Genomic DNA, 19,017 nt, shown 5'->3' with positions numbered 1-19,017 from the left:
TCACGACGCCAGTGTTGGCATCGATCGCAAACCGGCCGCCTGCGTCGTCGTCGAGCGAGTAGCTGACCGAGTCGGTGCCGTCGGCGTCGTCCGAGCTGGCCGTGATGCCGACCGCGGAACCGATCACTGCGTCTTCGTCGATCTCGTTCGCTGCGGCGTTGGCGTCGACTACTGGCGTGGCGTCGAACTCGTCGACGTCGTTGACGTTGATGGTGAAGTTCTGGGTGGTCGACGAGCCGTCGGTGCTGGTCGCTCGGACGGTGACGCTGTGGCTGGTGCTCGTTTCGTAGTCGAGTCCCGCAGCGAGGGTCACGACACCGGTATTGGCATCTATCGCAAACCGGCCCCCCGCGTCGTCGTCGAGCGAGTAGCCGACCGAGTCGGTGCCGTCGGCGTCGTCCGATGAAGCCGTGATGCCGACAGCCGAACCGATCACCGCGTCTTCGTCGATCTCGTTCGCCGCCGCGTTGGCGTCGATCACCGGCGTAGCGTCGAACTCATCGACATCGTTGACGTTGATCGTGAAATTCTGGGTGGTCGAAGAGCCGTCGGTGCTGGTCGCTCGAACGGTGACGCTGTGGCTGGTGTTGGATTCGTAGTCGAGTCCTGCGGCGAGGGTCACAATGCCGGTGTTCGCATCGATCGCAAACCGGCCCCCTGCGTCGTCGTCGAGCGAGTAGCTGACCGAGTCGGTACCGTCGGCGTCGTTCGAGCTGGCCGTGATGCCGACTGCCGAACCGATCACCGCGTCTTCATCGATCTCGTTCGCTGCCGCGTTGGTGTCGATCACCGGCGTAGCGCCAGACTCGTTGACGTCGGTGACATCGATCGCGAGCGTTTGGGTGTCGGTGCCGCCGGCGCCATCGGAGACGGTGACGATGACTTCATAGCGGTTGTCGGCATTGGCGTCGGTGGGCGCCTCGTAGTTGGGTGCTGCTGCGAAGTTCAATTCACCGGTGTTGGCATCGATCGTGAACCGGGCGGCATCGGCACCGCCGGAGATGCTGAAGGTGGGGGAACCGCCGTCGAGGTCGTCGGAGGTCACGGTAGTCACCGCGGTGGTGTTCTCCGTGTGGCTGAGGGTCGCGGTGGCCGCTCCGCCGTCGGAGGTGATCCACGGCGCGTCGTTGACCGCGGAGATGGCGATCCCTCGCGATTGGGTGTTGGACGCGAGCTCTCCGTCATGGACCGTAAAAGTGACGGTGCGAGTTGCGGTGGAGGGAGCGTCGCTCGTGTTTTCATAGGTGACGCTTCGGAGGGCCGCTTGGTAGTCGGCGACCGTGGCCGAGCCGGTCAGGGTGAGCGTACCGGTGGCGGCATTCCAGCTGCCGGTGATCGCACCGGTGTCCACGAATGCTAGAAAATCTTCCCCCGCGGCATAGTTGCCCGTGATTTGGACGACGGCCGATTCGAGATTGGGATCCTCGACGTCGACATCGTCGAGCGTCAGCGAGGCGGTAACGGCCTGGGCTCCGGCGTTCTCGGTGTAGCTGAGGTTTGCGGCTTCGATATCAGCGGCGAGCGGGGCATCGTTGACCGCCGTCACGGTGATCTCGGCGGTGTCGGTGGCGGTGCTGAAGGCGGAGGTGCCGCCGTTGGTTGCCGTGCTGACTTTGCCGCCTGCCGATCCGCTGGTCTGGTCCCAGCCGCGGAAAGTGAAGCTGGCCGTATCGGCGTTTTCGGCATCGGGAACGAAGCGGACCAAGTCCGTGCTGCGGAGGAGCAGGGCACTGCTGTTCGTGACGGTGCCGACGTCGGTCCAAGTGCTGCCGCCGTTGAGCGAGTACTCCCAGCGGCCGTTGCTCGGAGTGGTGGCCGTGATGGCGATTCCCTCGACCGCGCCACTGTCGACATCGCTGAGCGAACTGCCGAGCAGGCTCGAGACGAGTTGGCCGCCGTTGTTCGTCGCGTCCTCGCTGATCGTTGGGAGCGAGGGTGTCGCGGGGGTGAGCACCGGGGCGTCATTGGCGCGGACGACATAGACATTGATGTCCATTGGCCCGCTGGTTCCGCCGTCGCCGTCGCTGAGCGTGGCCCGCAGCGTGCGCGTCGCCGTCGACGGATTCTCCGAGACGTTGTGGTAGGTGATGGCTCGCGAGAGCGCCAGGACCGCGGAGCCGGTCGCGTTTGAATTCAGGTTGATCACCAGCGGAGTCGATCCATTGGTGCCTCCGCTGAAAGTGCCGATCGCGGTGCCTTGGTACAGGACGTTGCTGCCGCTGGTCGAGATCTGCCCGGCACCGGTCCCGACGTTGCGGATTCCGAGGCGGTCGTGGGCAGTTCCATTGGCGAAAAACGCGACTGTGTAGACGCCCCCATCGAAGTTGCTCGAGTCGGCATCGGCGGCGAGTGCCGAAGCGTCATAGATCGGAGCCGCATTCTCGACGTACAGCGCGTTGGGGCTGGAGGCGGACAGCGTGGGAGCTTCGTTCGACTCGATGTTCGCGGCGAACTCCGAGGTGCTGCCGGTGGTCAGATCGGTCGCCGTCGCGCTGATCAGATCGTGGGCTCCGATCGCAGCGGCCAACGTGGTATTGAACGACGCGTTTCCCGATCCGTCGGTGGTGACGTTGACGAAGCCGAGGTAGGTTTCGCCTTCGCCGTAGCTTCCCGCGGCACCCGAAGAGTTTGCAAAGAACTCGACGCGGAACGTTCGGCTCGCCGTGCTGTGGAGCGAACCGGTGACGGTGACCGCCGAGCCAGTCGACTGGGCGGAGGTGAGGACGGGGAAATTTTGAAGGTCATTGGCCCCCGTGTCGGCGTCTCCTGCGTCGTTGGCCGTGACCAGATTGCCATCCTCGGTGCCGCCATCGAGGTCGATCCCGAGGCCGGTGTTGGAGTGGATCGAGTTGCCATAAATCGAGACGCCTGTAGTGGTGCTATTCACTTCAACACCGTGGAAGGTGTTGAAGGCGATCAAGTTGCCTTGGCCGGCGGCGGTGCCACCGACGATATTGCCGGCGCCAGCGCCTGCGAAGCGAATCCCGCTCTGATCGCCCGCCGAGCTGAATTTAGCGTTGCCGAGGTCGAGGGTGCCGGTGACGTCGGTGCCGATGTAGTTACCTTGGATGATCGTCCCGCTCGAGCCGCTCTGGACCAGCATGCCCGGACCGTCGTTTCCGGAGATGAGATTGCGCGCCGCGGCGCTGCTGCCGCCGATCGTCGTGTTGCTCGTGGAGTTCTGGAGGCTGATCCCTTCGTCGCCGTTGCCGATGGCGATCGTACCGCTCGCGTCGGTCCCGAGGTAGTTGCCTCGGATGACTGTCGCGACGGCGCCATCGAGGAAGATGCCGTCGCCGCTGTTACCGGAGATGGTGTTTCGCTCGGCGGCGTCATTCGCACCATCAAGATTGGTCCCGATCACGTTTCCGCTGGGGCCACCCCGGATCAGGATGCCGTGGCCCCCGTTGGCCGCGGCGGTCGAGCCGTCGGGGCTGAGACCAATCGTGTTTCCGTAGATCCAGTTGTTGTCGTTGGCCCCCGGCTCGATCTCGATGCCGTCGTTTCCGTTTCCGCTGATCACGTTGTTGCGGAGGATGTTGTTGCTGGCGCCGTTGAAGAGCAATACGCCATTGTCGCCGTTGCCCACCGCCACTCCGGCAGCGGTGACGCCGATCCAGTTGTTCTCCAGCACGTTGCCGTCGCCAGCGCCGCCTCCGCCGTCGATTTCCAGCCCTTCGTCCGCAAAGCTATGGATGCTCAAGCCGCGGATCGTGCTGTTGCTCGCTCGGAGCAGCAGACCGGCGGTTGGGGAACCGGCTCCGCTCCCATCGAGTTCGATCACCGGGGTGCCGCCGTAGCCGGGCTGGGTGGTGGCATCGATCGTGACCGTGTCGGTGATGTTGCCGAGATAGGAGAGGACGCTGATCCTCCAGTACTCGTCTCCACTGCCGGGGCTGCCCGGGGTGGGGTCGATGTAGCCGCCGTCGGCCGTGCTGATGTTGAAGCGGATCGTATCGCTGCCCGCCGAGGCGTTGGCGTCGGCGATCGCTTGGCGAAGCGAGCCGGCTCCACTGTCGTTGGTGTTGGTGACCGTGAAGGTTGCCAGCAGCCCGCTCCACGCCGACTGGGCTTCGGTGGTAAAGGCGATCTCGGTCTGCAGCTCTCCGACGGCGTATTCGAGTACCCAGTCGCCACCGAGCGCGGCGTGGCCGGTCGGGTCATCGCTGGCGGCGACGTCGGCACCGGTCAGCGCAGCGAACGATTCGAGCAGCTCGCGGCCTTCGGCGGTCGACGCCAGCGAGCAGCCGTAGATCAACAAATCGGCTTCGCTGCTGAGCGAGTCGGCCCAGCGGGCAATGCTGCCGGCATCGGCTAGCAGCGCATCGCGGGTCAGCCGCTCGCCGCCGAGCTCGAGCGAGCTGCCGTCGCCGTGGCTGAGGATGTGCAGCGCATCGACCGAGTCGACCGATTCCAAGGCAGCCGTAATTTCTTTGATCGCATCCCCGTCGGAGCTGAGCCGAATGACCAGCCAGTCGCGGTCGGCAGCGTGCGGATCGCGAAGCCCCTCGATGAGCGTCTCCGCATCCTCGACCGCGGCGTCGACGACGATCACCTCGAGCCGTCGCGGCAACACCTCCGATTCGGCCGGGACTTCCGATTCGGCCAGGACTTCCGATTCGGCCAGGGCTTCCGATTCGGCCAGGGCTTCCGATTCGGCCAGGGCTTCCGATTCGAGCGGTGTGTCGGATTGCGAGGGCAGTGAGGACTGTGCGTTGTCCGCCGCTTCGCCCTCGGAGTGCGATGCAGCGAGCAAGGCGTCGACCCACTCGCTGTCGGGCAATTCGCTCGGAGCTTCGATTCCCTCCACTCCCTCGAGCCCCGCGGCGTTGAGCAGCACGCGGTCCTCGAGACGGTAGAAGTCGAAACGGTGCTGTGCGGCTGGGACTTGGGACTCGTCAGCTCGATTCATGCGCCTCACTCCACCGCGGGTTCCGGCAGTTTGCCACCGTTTCTCAAGCTCTCGCGGCGTCCGGTTCGATACCCACAACGGGCGGTAGGATCCGTGAGTGCTTACGCTGCAAAAATAGGACATTCCCACGAGCGTGCAGGGACTTTCGCGAGGGTTTGCGGGCTGGGGTGGATATTGCGGACCTGTCGATTTTGGCGCTTGCGAGGGTCGCCTTGAGCGCGATTGCAGCAATTAGCACGGACTGAAGATTTGTGATGGTCCTGCCGAAGAGGGGAGGCCGAAGCATGAGAGGCACATCCCGGAGTCCATTGAGGTGAGCGGGGCGTAGGACAGGATTTGACGGGGTACGCAAGACAACTGGATTGGCAGGATGCCGGGACGTAGGAAGGCTTCGAGACGCGTAGCGCTGTGCGTGGGGGTTGCGATGTCCTGCATCTCCCCGGCGGTCGCCGCTGCGCAGGAAGCGCCTCGTCGCTTGCCTCTTCCGGACCCCCAACCTGCCGACGTGCAAGAACCGGCTGGCGTGCAAGAACCGGCTGAAGTGCAAGAACCGGCTGAAGTGCAGGGGCCCGTGTTGGCGGTCCCTCCGGCGATGGGCACCAACGAAGTGGAGTGGTGGAAGGAGCAGGTCGGAGCGGCGGTGCTGGAGCAGGCTGCTCCGATCCCGCTCGATCTCGACACTTTGCTGGTCGACACGCTCCTTCATTCCCCGCGGGTCCTCGCCGTGGGAATGGACGCGCAGGTGGCGCTGGCCGAGGTCGTGGTTGCCGATGCGGCTTTCGATCCGTTGGCGCTGGTTGAATCGCGGGCCGGGCGGACCAGCGATCCGGTCGGCAACACGCTGATCACCGGCGGACCACCGCGGTCGCGAGAGGCGTCGTGGAATAACCAGTTCGGCGTCCGCAAGTTGACCCGCAGCGGTGGTCAGTGGAGCGCTTCGCAGCAACTCGGGTTGCTCGACAGCAACAGCGTCTTCTTCACTCCTGAGAACCAGGGAAACGCCCGGCTGAGCCTCAGTCTTTCGCAGCCGCTCTTGGCCGGTGCGGGCCGGTTGTACAACGAGCGTCTGCTGTTGCAGGCACGGATCGAGAGCGACGCGGCGTGGCACCAGATGCAGAGTCAGGTGCAAGAGCAGATCGCCAACGTGATGATTTCGTACTGGAAGGTGTACGAGCTGCGGTGTCGTTTGCTGCAGCAGCGCGATTTGCTCGAGCGGGGGCTGCGGATCGAGCGGATCGTGGCCGGGCGAGGCAACTTCGATACCGGGCCGGTCGAGATGCTGCGGGCTCGCGAGCACGTGGCTCGGCGTCGCGACCGGCTGATCCGCGCCGAAGCCGATCTCCGCAATGAGCAGACCCTCTTGGCCCGCTGGGTGGGCTCCCCCGCGCTCTCGGCCGTCGCGTCGCAGGAGTTGATCCCGCAGGTCGCGCGGGAGTGGATCCAGGAGCCGATCGATCTGCGAGCGGCTCTGGCAACCGGCTTGGAGCATCGCCCCGAGATCCACCTCGCCGCGGCCCAACTGGAAGAGGCCCGGTTGCAGGTGGCGGTGACCCGCAACCAGTTAAAGCCCCAGCTGGACGCCTTGCTCGAAACGTATCTGGCCGGCTTGAACGGGAACCGCGACGCGTTCGGCTCGATGATCGACCAGTTCACCGAAGGGGAACCCGGTTTTGCTGCCGGGGTTCAGATGGAGCTGCCGGTGGGGCGCCGTGCGGCGCAGGCCAAGCACCGTGCGGCCCGCTCGCAGATGTTCCGCGAAACCGAAGCGCTCCGCGAAGCGATTCTCGATTCGCGGGCGGAGATCGAGACGGCCGTGCGGGAGGTTTCGGTTTCGATCGCCGAGTCGGCCGCTCGGTACCGGACGGCCGAGGCGGCGCGAGCCGAGGAGGAATACTTGCAGCGCCGCTGGGAGTTGATCGCCGGGGACGGAGGCCCAGCCGGGCTGGTGCTCCAAGACCTACTCGACTCCCAAAGCCGGCGAACCGATGCCGAGGAGATGCTGGTCGCCGCGCGGGTGGGCTATCGCGTGGCGCTGGTCCGCTTGCAAACCGCGATGGGCACGCTGCTCACCAGTGAGCGGATCGAGCCGGTTCAGGATGCAGCGGCGCTCGGCGTCCGGTACCACCGCCATGATCCGCCCGCCGAACGGAGTATTTCGGAGAAAACAATTTTGGAGTAGTGGCTTATCGCGTCCTATGTTTGTGCGGACAGCACCCCCCCGGCGAGCTGATGATCGTGGTTCAGCATTGAGACGCACGGGTTGGCGCGAGCGAGAGAATCACCATGCAAATGACTGCGAGCCGCACGACCGCTTCGCCACTGCCGGGGGCACTGCTCCAACGGCTGATGGTCAGCGCGCTGGCAGTGGTGTGCTGGGCCGGAGCCCCGCCGGTGGAGCTGTCGGCCCAGTCGCTGCAGTTCGATGGATTTGTCGAGCCGCTCGAGGACATCCACGTGGCGGCTCTGGAGATGGGCAATCTGAAAGAGGTCCGCGTTCGGATCGGCGATCGAGTCGAGGCCGGCGACGTGATCGCCGTGCTCGACGATTCGCTGCAAGCTGCCGCCGTCGAGGTTGCTCGCTTGCAGATGGAGATGCGCGGACCGCTCGAAGCCGCCGCGGCCGAACGGGAGCTGCACGCCGCCCGCCTCGAGCGGTTGCAGAGCCTCCGTCTCGAAGGGCTGGCACGCCCGGATGAGCTCAAGCGAGCCGAAGCCGATTTGAAGATCGCCGAAGCGCGGTTGTTGACGGTGGAAGAGGAACGGCAACTTCGAGCGGCCGAGCTCAAGCGGTGCGAGCTGCAGCTGAGTCGTCGCTTGATCCGTGCCCCGATCACGGGCACCGTCGCCCACGTGTTCCGCAAAACGGGCGAGTTCGTCTCGCCGAGCGATCCGGCGGTCGTGCACTTGATCGCCACCGACCAACTCGTCGCCGTGGTCAGCATTCCCGCCGAGTACGCCGCCGGAGTCCGGCAAGGAACGTTCGTCCGCGTCCGCCTGTCCACCGTCCCCTCGGAGCTGACCGCCCACGTCCAAACGATCGCTCCGGCCATCGAAGGGGAGAGCGGCACGGTGCAGATTCGGATCTTGCTGCCCAACCCCGAGGGGCGCTTGAAAGCCGGCGACCGCTGCACGGTTACCTTCCCCAACGGTTCCGGGCAGACTTCCAACTTGCGGGCATCTCGATGAGCACCGCGGTCAGCACTCCCCCAACCGCCACGGCCGCCGGGACTCGTCCCGACACGGCCAGCGAGGCTCCTCTCGCCACGGCACTCGATGCGTGGGAGCTGATCGCCGCGGTGGCGAATCAACCGACCCGGGCGGCCGCTGCGGAGCGTCTGGTGCACGCGGTGGCGGAGGCCAACGGCTCGCTCGCCAGTGCTGCATCGGCCAGCAGTGCGCAGGCCAGCAGTGCGCAGGCCAGCAGTGCCCAGGCCAGCGGGAGCTTGGCTAGCAGTGCCCAGGCCAGCGGGAGCTTGGCTAGCAGTGCCCAGGCTAGCGGGAGCTTGGCTAGCGGGGGCGGCCGCGTCGTGCGGCTGCTGTGGGGAACCGAGACGAAGATCAGCCGGATCTACGACAGTCGTCTGGGACGGCTGGGGACCGAAAGCTCGCTGTGGCATGAGAGCAGCCTGCACTGGCGGCGGCTGAACGCTGCCCCACGAGGGGTGCTCCGCAGTGGCAGCGATTGCATTGTTCGGCTGAGCGAGCCCGAGGGGCCGGGGCGGGCGCTGCTGTGGATTGCCAGCCCTGTCGCTGGCGGCGCGGCGCGGGAGATGTGGGATACGCTTGAGCAGGCAGCACCGGCGCTCGCCGCGGTGTTTTGGAACCGGCCATCGCTCGGCCTGTATCGCTCGTGGCAGCGTGGGCTTTGGCAACACGGGCGGCGGATGCGGCTCGTGGCGGCCGCCGCCGCCGCGGTGGCCGTCGTCGCGTTGCTTCCGGTGCCCTACCGAGTTCACTGCCAAGCGAGCGTCGACGCGGTCCGCCAGCGTTTGATCGCCGCCCCCTTCGAGGCGACGCTGCTCGAGTGCGCCGTCCAGCCGGGGGACCGCGTGGCCGAGGGGGAACTGCTGGCCCTGCTCGACGGTCGGCCGTTGCGTCTGGAGCTGGAAGCGCTGCAGGCCGACTCGGGACGGGCGCAACGTCAACGCGATGCGGCCCTGGCCAGTGGGCGAATCGCCGAGTCGCAACTGGCCGACCTCGAGGCGCGTCAGCTGCAGCGGAGGATCGAGCTGCTCGAGCAGCGGCTTGCGGGGCTGGAAATCCGCAGCCCGATTGAGGGCGTGATCGTCAGCGGCGATCTGCGAAAAGCGATCGGTTCGCCGCTGGAGGTGGGCAAACCGCTGTGGGAGATTGCCCCGCTCGAACGGATGACGATCGAGGTCGAAATTCCGGAGCGCGACATTCGCTACGTGGCGGCCGATGCGGCGGCCTGCGTCCGGCTCGATGCGGCTGCGACCGAGATGCTCGAGGGCCGCCTCGACGTGCTCTACCCGGCGGCCGAAGTGCGGGACGAGCGGAACGTCTTCGTCGGCCAGTGGGAACTGGAGAATCCGGGCGGCGGACTGCGACCCGGCATGCGGGGAACCGCGGTCCTCTACGGTCCCCGCCGACCGCTCGCCTGGCCGCTGCTCCGCCGCGTCACCGAGGCAGCCTTGCGGAGCATCGGATGGTGAGCCCGCCGATGGATGCTCCGCTCCAAGCCGACGCTCGAGCGAGTGGAACTCGAGCGAGTGGGGCGGCCGCACCCACCCTCCGCGTCGCACTGCTCCCGGAGCTCTCGTTCATCGAACGCAGCGCCGAGGGGCGGCGGACGTATGTCTGCCATCATCATCAAAAGGGCCAGTTCTTCCATTTCGGCCCGGACGAGTTCCAGGTCGCGATGCTGCTCGACGGGACCCGCAGCGTCGCCGAAGTGGCTCGGCAACTCGAGCAACTGGGGACGCCGTGGACTGTCAGCGACATCGTCCGGTTGCTTGCGGGACTGGTGCAGCAGGGGCTGGCCGAAGTGGTCGAGCCGGCCGAGGCTGAGCTCGCCGGTGGCGGGGCCGGAGTGCGGGGCGAGACGCGTTTTGGCGGAAACAGTGGAGCGGGCGGAAACAGCGGAGCTGGCGGAGGCAGCGGAAGCGGAACCAGCGGGATTTGGAAAGCGGCGCCGGCTTTTGCGGCTCGGTACTTGTCGCCGCTGCTGAGCAAGCGACTGAATCTGCTCGACGGTGATCGCCTGGCGGAGCGGGGCGTGGGTTGGTGGGGGCCGCTCTTTTCGCTCCGCGGATCGCTGCTCTGGTTGGTGGTGGTGCTCAGCGGGCTGGGGATCGTGGCGGTGCACTCGGCGGAGTTCGCCGCCGAGTTGCGGCGGCTGTTTACGCCTCAGTCCTGGCTGTTGTGGGGTGCGCTGTGGTGTTTGCTGAAGCTGGCTCACGAAGCGGGGCACGCGATCGCCGCCCGGCGGCAGGGGGTGCGTGTCGGTCGAGCCGGCATTCTCTTCTTCCTGTTCGCTCCACTCCCGTTTGTCGACGTGACCGATGCGTGGCGATTGCCGCGGCGGTGGTCGCGGATCCAGATCGCGCTGGCCGGAATGTATGTGGAGCTCGGCATCGCGGGCTTGGCGGCTTGGGTCTGGTGGTGGGCCGAGAGCGATTTCGTGCGGCACGTCGCCGTCCAGGTGGCGATGCTCGCCGGGCCGGCGACGCTGGTCGTGAACGCCAATCCGTTGCTCCGCTTGGACGGCTACTATGTGCTGGCCGATCTGTTGGAGATTCCCAATCTGCGGATGCATGGTCGGCAGCGTCTGCTCGCGACGCTCGAGGGATGGTTGTTCGGCCGCAGTCGACCGCCGGGATTGCTGAGCGGATGGCGGGCTCAGGTGGCGCTCGTGCATGCGATGGGCTCGGTCATCTTTCAATGCGTCTGGATGACGGGGTTGGTGATCAGCGTTTCGCTGTGGGCGGGAGGCTGGGGCGTGATGCTCGCCGCGGTCGCCGTCTTGCTCTGGGTGGTCCTGCCGCTGGCGCAGTGGATGGGGCGAATCCGCCGCGATGTCGATTGGGTCGCCAGCCGGCACCGGGTCTGGGCCGCGGGGAGTGCGGTGTGTCTGGGCGTCGGCCTGCTGGCCGCGATTCCCTCGCCGCTCGGCCGTCGCGTCCCGGTCGTCGTCCAGTATCGCGACCAGCAAATTGCTCGCGCCGCGTGCGATGGTTTCGTGGTCGAGGTCGCCGTGCGCAACGGCCAACGGGTTCAGGCTGGGGAGCTGCTGATCGTGCTGGACGATCCCGAATTGCGGGTGCAGCGAGATCACCTGGCCCTGGAAGCCGAAGCCTCAAGCCTCCGCGCGCGTCGCCTCAGCCGGGACGGTCAGAGAGCCCTCGCCGCGGCCGAGACCGAGCGGCACTCGGGGCTGCTGCGAAGCCTTGACGAGCTGGATCGGCAGATCGATTCGCTGCGCGTGCGGGCCCACCGCGACGGCGTCGTCTGCTCTCAGCATCCCGAGCGATGGCTCGGGCGGTTCGCCCGCCGCGGCGATGTCCTGCTGTGCGTCGGGGAGGAGAGTTCCAAGGAGCTGTTGGCGTCGATCGATGGTTCGGACCTAGAGGCGTACCTGCAGGCGGTCGAGCGGGGAGCGGTCTGCGCGGTGCGGCTCCGCGGCGGAACCCACGTCGAAGTCGTCCCGGCCAGCCCTCAGCCACGGGTCGGACAGCGGATTCCGCACCCCGCGCTGGCCGTCACCGCCGGTGGGCCGCTCCCGGTGGAGCCGCAGCCGCAGGAGTCGGCTGAGTCTCGCGCTGCCGCCGCGACCTATCGCTTGACGCGGCCGCGGAGCGAAAGCCGCTCGCCGTTGAGCGAGCCGGTCTCCGAGCGGCTGCGGGCTGGCCAGCAGGGCATGCTGATCCTCGGCGACAGTCGCTCGCTCGTCGGACGGGCGGTCGGATCGCTGCGGCAACTGGTTGCGCCCTAGTCGCCTTTCGCATCGTCGCCTTTCGCTCCGCGAAAGTAGCGATACCGCGCGCTACTTTCGCGGAGCGAAAGGCGACGATGCGGAGCGAAAGGCGACGATGCGGAGCGAAAGGCGACGATGCGGAGCGAAAGGCGACCGGTGAGTGGGCTTCGAGCTTTCTGAGCCGTAGGCGCTAGCCTCGGGCCTCGCAGCCGAGGGTTTCCCCCGCAGAACCCGCGGCTAGCGCCGTCGGCTCAGGGTTTTCTGCCGATGCGAAAGGGCAACGGTGAGTGGGCACGCCGCTTGCAGAGGTGACCGGCAACTCCTGGTCTCTCTCTGGTATGAGCATTCGTCATGGCCGATGCACGCCCTTCGGTAATCGTCACTGGCAGCGCCGGACTTCTCGGGTTTCCGGTCTGCCGCGAGCTGGCCGCGCGAGGATACGAGGTGTTCGCCTTCGACCGCGTGGGGATGCCCGAGCCACCGAAGCATCTGCCGCATGTGCACGATGTCGAGTTCGAGGTGACCGACTACGGCACTGTGCGGGGAGCGATTGACGAAGTGCGGCGGCGCAATGGCGATCACGTCGCCAGCGTCGTGCATCTGGCCGCCTTCTACGATTTTTCGGGCGAGGACAGCCCGATGTATGAAAAGGTGACGATCGAGGGAACCGATCGATTGCTCAACGCGCTGCAGGCAGTCGAGCTCGAACAATTCCTCTTTTCCAGCACGATGCTGGTCCACGCGCCGTGCGAGGTGGGAGAGCACATCCGCGAGGACGACCCACTGGTGGCCAAATGGCCTTACCCGGCCAGCAAAATTAAAACCGAACAATTGATTCGCGACGGTCACCCCGACGTGCGCAGCGTGCTGCTGCGAATCGCCGGAGTCTACAACGAGATGGGCCAACAACCGACGCTCGTCCAGCAGATTAAACGCATCTATGACCGCGACTTTCAGAGCCATTTTTTCCCGGGCGATACCAGCACGGGACAATCGGCCGTGCATCTCGACGACGCGGTCGATGCAATCGTGCGCACCGTCGAACGCCGCGACTCGATACCCGCCGGGACACCGATTCTGATTGGCGAGCCCGATCCGCCGAGCTATGCGGAGCTGCAGGATCTGATTGGCGAACTGATTCACGGCCGCGAATGGTCGACCGTCGTCGTCCCCAAAGCCCTGGCGAAAGTTGGAGCGGCGGTCAGCGATGTAGCGGCAGGGGGCGACTCTTTTATCAAGCCATTCATGATCAGCATGGCCGACGACCATTATGCGTTGGACGTCAGCCGCGCCAAAGAAATGCTCGGTTGGCAGCCACGCCACCGCTTGATCGATGTCGTCCCGGCAATCGTCGAGAACCTGAAGCAAGATCCCCAAAAGTGGATTCAAGAGAACGGTCTGCAGGAGTAGGCCCTGCCAGAGGCCCACAACCGGCACCCTCCCCCCCGGGAGGGTCGCGAGGAACGAGCGGGGAGGGCAATCCGCCGCGGTGAGTTTCACTTGGGGCTATCGTTAGGGATTGCTCTCCCTCCCCTCGCTGACGCTCGACCCTCCCGGGGGGAGGGTAATAATGAAGAGATTTTCTGACAGGACTCGGCCCGCAGGTTTGCAATTCAATCGGCTTTAGACGCTTCCGCACCGAGGAAGGATCGTTTCCATGGGCTCTGATGCACCCGATTCTGCCGCTCCTGCGGACGAGTCAGAACTGGATTCCATCGACGCACCGGTTTATCCCTACGACTACAACCCTTCGAGCTGGTCGCAGCGGATTCCCATCTGCGTCCTCGCGACCGTTGCGGCGGTAATCAGCGTCCATCTTTCGCTGTACCAGTGGAAGTTGATCGAGACCACCTGGGATCCGGTCTTCGGCGATCAAAGCAATAAGGTCTTGGATTCCAATGTGGCCAAAGACATGTACCGCCGGATTGGAATCCACGACGCGGCCCTCGGAGCGCTCGCCTATCTCGGAGACTGCATCTTTGGCTTAGCTGGTTCGACGCGGCGGTGGCAGTATCGGCCTTGGATGGTCATCCTGTTTGGCATCGACGTGATTCCGCTGGGCATTGTGAGCGTGATTCTCGTGATTGCCCAAGCGTTCGTCGTCGGTTACTGGTGCTTTCTTTGCCTCGTGACGGCTTTGATCTCCTTAATCCTGGTCTACTGGGCCTGGGATGAAGTGAGCGTGTCGATCCGCTACTTGTGGCGGGTGAAAAAACGTGGCGGCTGGTCCGCGTTGTGGAAGGTGTTTTGGGGCGGCCGCCATCCGGTGGGCGTCGAAGTCGGACGGGAAATGGTTCGGGAGGCCGGCTGATGTGGTCGCGCGTCGTGGAAGTCATGCTGGCAGTCTGGCTGGCCGTTAGCCCCTATATTTTTCCCAACGAAGACCGAAGTCCTTCGCAGTGGCTGCTCTACGGGCTGGCCCTCTTGGTTGGTACCTTGGCCGCGGCCAGTTATTGGAAGCCGCTGGCACGAGCCCATCTGGTCATCTTTCCCGTGGCGGTTGGAATGTATTTTTGGGGCCGCTTCTCCTCGACCCCGCCTGGCCCCGGGTACCAGAATCTGATTGGGGTCGGATTCCTGTTGATGATGTTCTCGATCATCCCCAATGAATGTACGCGGCCTCCGCACTCTTGGCGAAATCCGCAGCCGGCGAGCGATCGGGCGATCGATTAGAGCGATCGCTTAGGGCGAGCCGGTTGTCGCGGCGCGGTGTGGGCCGCGCACGACGAGGACCGGGCAGGGAGCCGCCCGCAGCACCGGTTCGACGACGCTTCCGAGGATCCAGCGGGCCAGTCCGTGCCGCGCATGGGTCCCCATCACGATCAGGTCGGCGTGCAGGTCCTCGCTCATGTCGACGATCGTGTCGACGGCGGAACCGACCGCGACATGCCGCCGAACGCGGTCCGCCGGCAGGGGGATGTCGATCGCATCGAGCTGCCCGCGGAGGTCGTCGAGCGGTGGAGGGATTTCGACGGCCGCTCCCATCGAATCGGTCAGGAAAGCGGGCTGCGGAGTCCATACGTGGAGCAAGTCGAGCTGCGCGTCCCGCCGCTCCGCTTCCTCGACCGCCACGCGGATTGCCACTTCGCTAGCCGGGCTGAAGTCGACCGGGCACAGGACCGTCGAGGTCGGGGGTGTGGAGGTTGACATGAGCGGGAATTCCTACGCGGAGCGCAAGGCGACAATTCGGCCTCCGCGAGGGCCGGATCAGGTGGCCGCCGGTCCCCCTGCGGTCCGTTTGTAGTATAACAGGCTGCCGAGCCCGAAATCGGCGGGGTGGCAGGGAGGCCAGGAGCCGTGGTGGGCCGCCGTGTCTGTTATCTGTAAGTTTCCCTGGAGAGCCACGCCTGATGGCCAACGCCAGTCCCGGTTCCGACCTCCCCGATCCGCCAGCCTCCAGCCCGCCCGACCCGACCGCGGCCACCGCGAACGTCTCGGGCGCGAGCGCGTCAATCTCCAACGCGTCAGTCTCAAGTGCAGGCGACTCAAGGGGGCCCGCCGAGTCTTTCGATTCGTTCCGCTACGACGACGGAATCACCCGTTTGTTTGTCGCCGCGACGCTTGGGTGGGGTTTTCTGGCGGCTCTGTTCGGGCTCGTCGTCGCGTTGCTGCTGGTCTTGCCCGAGTTGTTCGAGCCGCTGGGGGTGAGGGCCGAGTACTTTTCGTTCGGCCGGTTGCGTCCGCTGCATACGAACGTCGGGCTGTTGGCCTTCGTGGGCAACGCGATCTTTGCGGCGGTCTACTACAGCACGCAGCGGCTCTGCAAAACGGCCATGTGGAGCAGGGGACTCAGCCAGCTGCACTTTTGGAGCTGGCAAGCAATCATTCTCGCCGCGGCGGCGACCACTCCGTTGGGGATCACGCAAGGCCGGGAATTCGCCGAGTGGGAATGGCCGATCGATGTGGCGCTGGCAGTGGTGTGGGTGCTATTTTTCGGCGTCAATTTCTTGATGACTTTGGTCCGCCGCCGCGAGCGCCATCTGTATATCTCACTGTGGTTTTATATCGCCACGATCGTGACGGTGCCGATCCTGCACATCGTCAGCAATTTGGTGATTCCCGCGGGCTGGGGCGAAAGCCATTCGTTGTGGGCGGGCGTGCATGATGCATTCTTGCAGTGGGGGTATGGTCAAAATCTGCTGGCGTTCCTGTTGATCATGCCATTTCTCGGCGTGATGTATTATTTTTTGCCGAAGGCGACCGGCCGTCCCATCTTTAGCTATCGCTTGGCCATCGTGCACTTTTGGGCAATGCTCGTGCTGTACATTTTGGCCGGGCCCCACTACTTGCATTTCACCGCCATACCCGAGTGGCTCAGCACGTTCGGGATGATCTTTGGGCTGATGCTGTGGATGCCAGCTTGGGGAGCTTTGCTCAACGGTCTGTGGACGCTCCGCGGCAGCCGGCCCGCGCTGCGCTCGAACGCCGCGGCTGAGAATGCGGTACCCACGGCGAGCGGCGGTGATCCTCGCGAAGTTCCTGTAGGGGGCTCGCCGGGGGCGACGCGAGGTCCGGTCGTCGGCTTCTTCGCAGTGGCCCTGATCTGCTACGGCGTGTACACGTTTGAGGCGGCGCTCCGCAGCATCAAGAGCGTGGGAGCGATGGTCCAGTACAGCGACTGGACGATCGCCCACGTGCACGTGGCGACGCTGGGCTGGAGCGGCATGCTGACGTTCGGGATGCTGTACTGGATGCTGCCGCGGCTGTATCAGACGGAGCTGTGGAGTCGTCGTCTGGCGACCGTGCACTTTTGGCTCTCGGTCGGCGGTCTCCTGTTGTACGTCCTGCCGATCTATGCAGCTGGGGTGGTCGAAGGAGTCATGTGGAACCGGCTGAACGAGATCGGGCGGCTGGCCCATCCCGAATTCGTCGAAGTGGTGCAGGCGGTCGTGTCGATGTGGTGGCTGCGCGTGGCGGGCGGAACGCTGTACATCCTCGGGCTGTTGGCGTTTGGCCTGAATTCCGTGATGACCTGGGTTCGGCGACCGCGTCCCTACGAGGTTCCGGTGGTGACCGTGCGGCGAATGGTGCGGCCCGCTGCACCTGAGGCGCCCGTGGCGACCCCGGCGGAGCTGGCTCACGCACCGATGCTCGACCTCGGCCGCCGGATTGCCTTGGGATCGAATCTGCTTTGGCATCGGCGGTGGGAGCGACAGCCGCTGCGATTCGTCCTGCTCGTCAGCGGAGCCGTGGTCCTGGCCAGCTTGCTGCAGATCGCTCCGCTGTGGCTCTTCGGCGGCAACGTCCCGCCGCTGGCCAGCGTCCAGCCCTACACGCCGCTCGAACTCGCCGGGCGGGAGATCTACATCGCCGAGGGCTGCTTTCACTGCCATAGCCAGATGGTTCGTCCGCTGGTGGCGGAAACCCAGCGGTACGGTGATTTCAGTCGGCCGGGTGAATTTGTCTACGACCGTCCGGCGCAGTGGGGGAGTCGTCGAATCGGGCCCGATCTGGCCCGCGTCGGAGGGCGGCAAAGCGACCACTGGCACTGGATCCACCTCGAAGATCCCCGCCAGGAAACGGTGCGGCCCGAGTCGGTGATGCCGTCGTTCGCTCATCTGCTCGACCGGCCGCTCGATTTCGACAAGATTGCCGAGCGGGTGGCGATCGCGCACGATTGGGGAGTGCCCTACGACCGCGAACTGAGCGAAGCGCCGCAGATGGCTCGGGACCAGGCCGAGCGGATCGCCGCCGACATCGTCTCGCAAGGGGGGCCGTTCCAACGGGTCTTGCCAAGCGGCCAGCGGTTGCTGGTGATGGACACTCAAGCGGTGGCTCTGATCGCCTACTTGCAGCGGTTGGGGACGGACCTGCTCCGACCAGCCCCCACCGAAACTGCTCCTAGCGAAACTGCTCCCGCCGAAGCTGCCCCTACCGAAGCTGTTGCTACGGAGAATCCCTGATGAACGGTGGTGCTGATGAACGAAGTCCCGCGGAGCTGAGCGCGAGCTCGATGCCGGTGGCCGGGGGCGAGCCGGGCGATGAGCGGATCGAGCGGGAGGAGACCGATGGGATCGAGGTCCTCGACAGTCCGCTGCCCGGGTGGTGGAAGTGGACCTTCTTCGCCACGATCGCGTTCAGCTTTCCCTACTTTGCCTATTACCATTTTGGGGCGACCGGGCGTACGCTGGAGGATAGCTACACCCGGGCCGTCGCTCGCAACGCGCAGCTGCAGTTCGCCGAAATCGGGGAGCTCGAGGGAGATGCCGAGACGCTGGTCCGCTACCTGGACGAGCCGAGTTGGTTGAGCGTCGGCAAGAGCGTCTACCAAACTCACTGCATCGCCTGCCATGGCGCCGGTGGGGGTGGGCTGGTGGGGCCGAACCTGACCGACGAGCACTACAAGAATGTCCGGGCGATCGAAGACATCGTGACAGTCATCAACGTCGGAGCAGGGGCCGGAGCGATGCCGGCGTGGCAGAGCCGGTTGGAACAGAATGAGCGGGTTTTGGTTGCGGCCTACGTCGCTAGCCTCCGCGGGACGACTCCCGGCGGAAGCCCCAAAGGGCCCGAGGGTGCGGTGATCCCCGAGTGGCCAAGCCTCGAAGAACTGGCTGCTGAAGAAGGGGCTGCCGAAGAAGGGACTGCCGAAGAAGGGGCCAGCGGATCCTCCACGGAGAACCAATCATGAACGAGCGAGTTCCCGCGAAGGGATACAACGAACTGACGCCCGCCGAAGCTCGGGTGATTCTCGAGAAGGGGACCGAGCGCGCTTTCACCGGGGAGTACAGCGAGCTGAAGGAGCCGGGGACGTACATTTGTCGGCGCTGCAATGCGCCGCTGTATCGATCCGAGGACAAGTTCGAGAGCCACTGCGGGTGGCCGAGCTTCGACGATCAACTCGACGGGGCGGTCGACGAGCACCTCGACGCCGACGGCTACCGCACCGAAATCGTCTGTCACCACTGCGGAGGGCATCTGGGCCATGTCTTTCGAGGCGAGGGGATGACCGCCAAGGACACGCGGCACTGCGTCAACTCGATCTCGATGCGGTTCGTTCCTCGGGGGGAGCCGCTGCCACCGGTGCTGAGTGAATCCTGAGCGAACCCGAAGTGAACCCTAAGTGAATCCGTATCGCGGAGGTCGTGCAGTTTTTAGCCCCCTCTCCCCCGAAGGGAATCGCGGCAATCGCTTGACTTCACCCTCAAACATTTTCGCGATTCTCTTTGGG

At 65.4% G+C, this 19,017-nt stretch carries 12 protein-coding genes; 10 read left to right on the top strand and 2 right to left on the bottom strand.

Translation table 11 applies throughout. The features are described 5' to 3' along the window. Positions 1–4,912 (bottom strand): DUF4347 domain-containing protein (locus GNK13_RS17970; RefSeq protein WP_164103938.1); only part of this gene is annotated, 4,912 nt, incomplete at its 3' end. Positions 4,913–5,336: 424 nt separating this feature from the next. On the opposite strand from GNK13_RS17970, the gene GNK13_RS17965 reads away from it, so the two are divergent. The 7 genes from GNK13_RS17965 (at position 5,337) to GNK13_RS17935 (ending at position 14,519) form a co-directional block, all read left to right on the top strand. Further along, a complete protein-coding gene (locus tag GNK13_RS17965) occupies positions 5,337–7,091 on the top strand; it encodes a TolC family protein (protein WP_164103937.1) in 1,755 nt (584 codons plus the stop codon). 104 nt (positions 7,092–7,195) lie between these two features. Further along, complete coding sequence (locus GNK13_RS17960) at positions 7,196–8,098, top strand: efflux RND transporter periplasmic adaptor subunit (RefSeq protein WP_164103936.1); 903 nt, start codon at positions 7,196–7,198, stop codon at positions 8,096–8,098. Continuing rightward, entirely contained in the window at positions 8,095–9,585 is a 1,491-nt protein-coding gene (locus GNK13_RS17955; protein WP_164103935.1) for an efflux RND transporter periplasmic adaptor subunit, read from the top strand. The genes GNK13_RS17960 and GNK13_RS17955 overlap by 4 nt, the downstream gene beginning before the upstream one ends. 8 nt (positions 9,586–9,593) lie before the next feature. Beyond that, the gene (locus tag GNK13_RS17950) at positions 9,594–11,864 is read left to right on the top strand and encodes a site-2 protease family protein (protein WP_164103934.1); all 2,271 of its coding nucleotides are present in this window, start codon (positions 9,594–9,596) and stop codon (positions 11,862–11,864) included. 333 nt (positions 11,865–12,197) lie between these two features. Then, positions 12,198–13,256 (top strand): NAD-dependent epimerase/dehydratase family protein, encoded by a 1,059-nt coding sequence (locus GNK13_RS17945; protein ID WP_164103933.1) that lies wholly within the window; start codon positions 12,198–12,200, stop codon positions 13,254–13,256. Between the two features lie 247 nt (positions 13,257–13,503). Continuing rightward, entirely contained in the window at positions 13,504–14,157 is a 654-nt protein-coding gene (locus GNK13_RS17940) for a vitamin K epoxide reductase family protein (RefSeq protein WP_164103932.1), read from the top strand. Continuing rightward, on the top strand, positions 14,157–14,519 hold the full coding sequence (locus GNK13_RS17935) for a hypothetical protein (RefSeq protein WP_164103931.1): 363 nt from the start codon (positions 14,157–14,159) through the stop codon (positions 14,517–14,519). The genes GNK13_RS17940 and GNK13_RS17935 overlap by 1 nt, the downstream gene beginning before the upstream one ends. Before the next feature lie 9 nt (positions 14,520–14,528). On the opposite strand, the gene GNK13_RS17930 is transcribed toward GNK13_RS17935, so the two are convergent. After that, complete coding sequence (locus GNK13_RS17930) at positions 14,529–14,996, bottom strand: universal stress protein (RefSeq protein ID WP_164103930.1); 468 nt, start codon at positions 14,994–14,996, stop codon at positions 14,529–14,531. Positions 14,997–15,196: 200 nt separating this feature from the next. On the opposite strand from GNK13_RS17930, the gene ccoO reads away from it, so the two are divergent. The 3 genes from ccoO to GNK13_RS17915 are packed head-to-tail and all read left to right on the top strand — an operon-like array spanning position 15,197 to position 18,887. Beyond that, entirely contained in the window at positions 15,197–17,749 is a 2,553-nt protein-coding gene (gene ccoO / locus GNK13_RS17925) for a cytochrome-c oxidase, cbb3-type subunit II (protein ID WP_164103929.1), read from the top strand. Beyond that, on the top strand, positions 17,749–18,477 hold the full coding sequence (locus GNK13_RS17920; RefSeq protein WP_235935320.1) for a c-type cytochrome: 729 nt from the start codon (positions 17,749–17,751) through the stop codon (positions 18,475–18,477). The genes ccoO and GNK13_RS17920 overlap by 1 nt, the downstream gene beginning before the upstream one ends. Then, entirely contained in the window at positions 18,474–18,887 is a 414-nt protein-coding gene (locus GNK13_RS17915; protein WP_164103928.1) for a methionine-R-sulfoxide reductase, read from the top strand. Before GNK13_RS17920 ends, GNK13_RS17915 begins: the two co-directional genes overlap by 4 nt. Positions 18,888–19,017 lie beyond the last annotated feature (130 nt).

Source organism: Candidatus Laterigemmans baculatus, assembly GCF_010367455.1.
Classification (GTDB): Bacteria; Planctomycetota; Planctomycetia; order Pirellulales; family Pirellulaceae; genus Laterigemmans; species Laterigemmans baculatus.
Note: the sequence above shows the minus strand (reverse complement) of the source record. Positions and strands in the feature narration are given on the sequence as shown.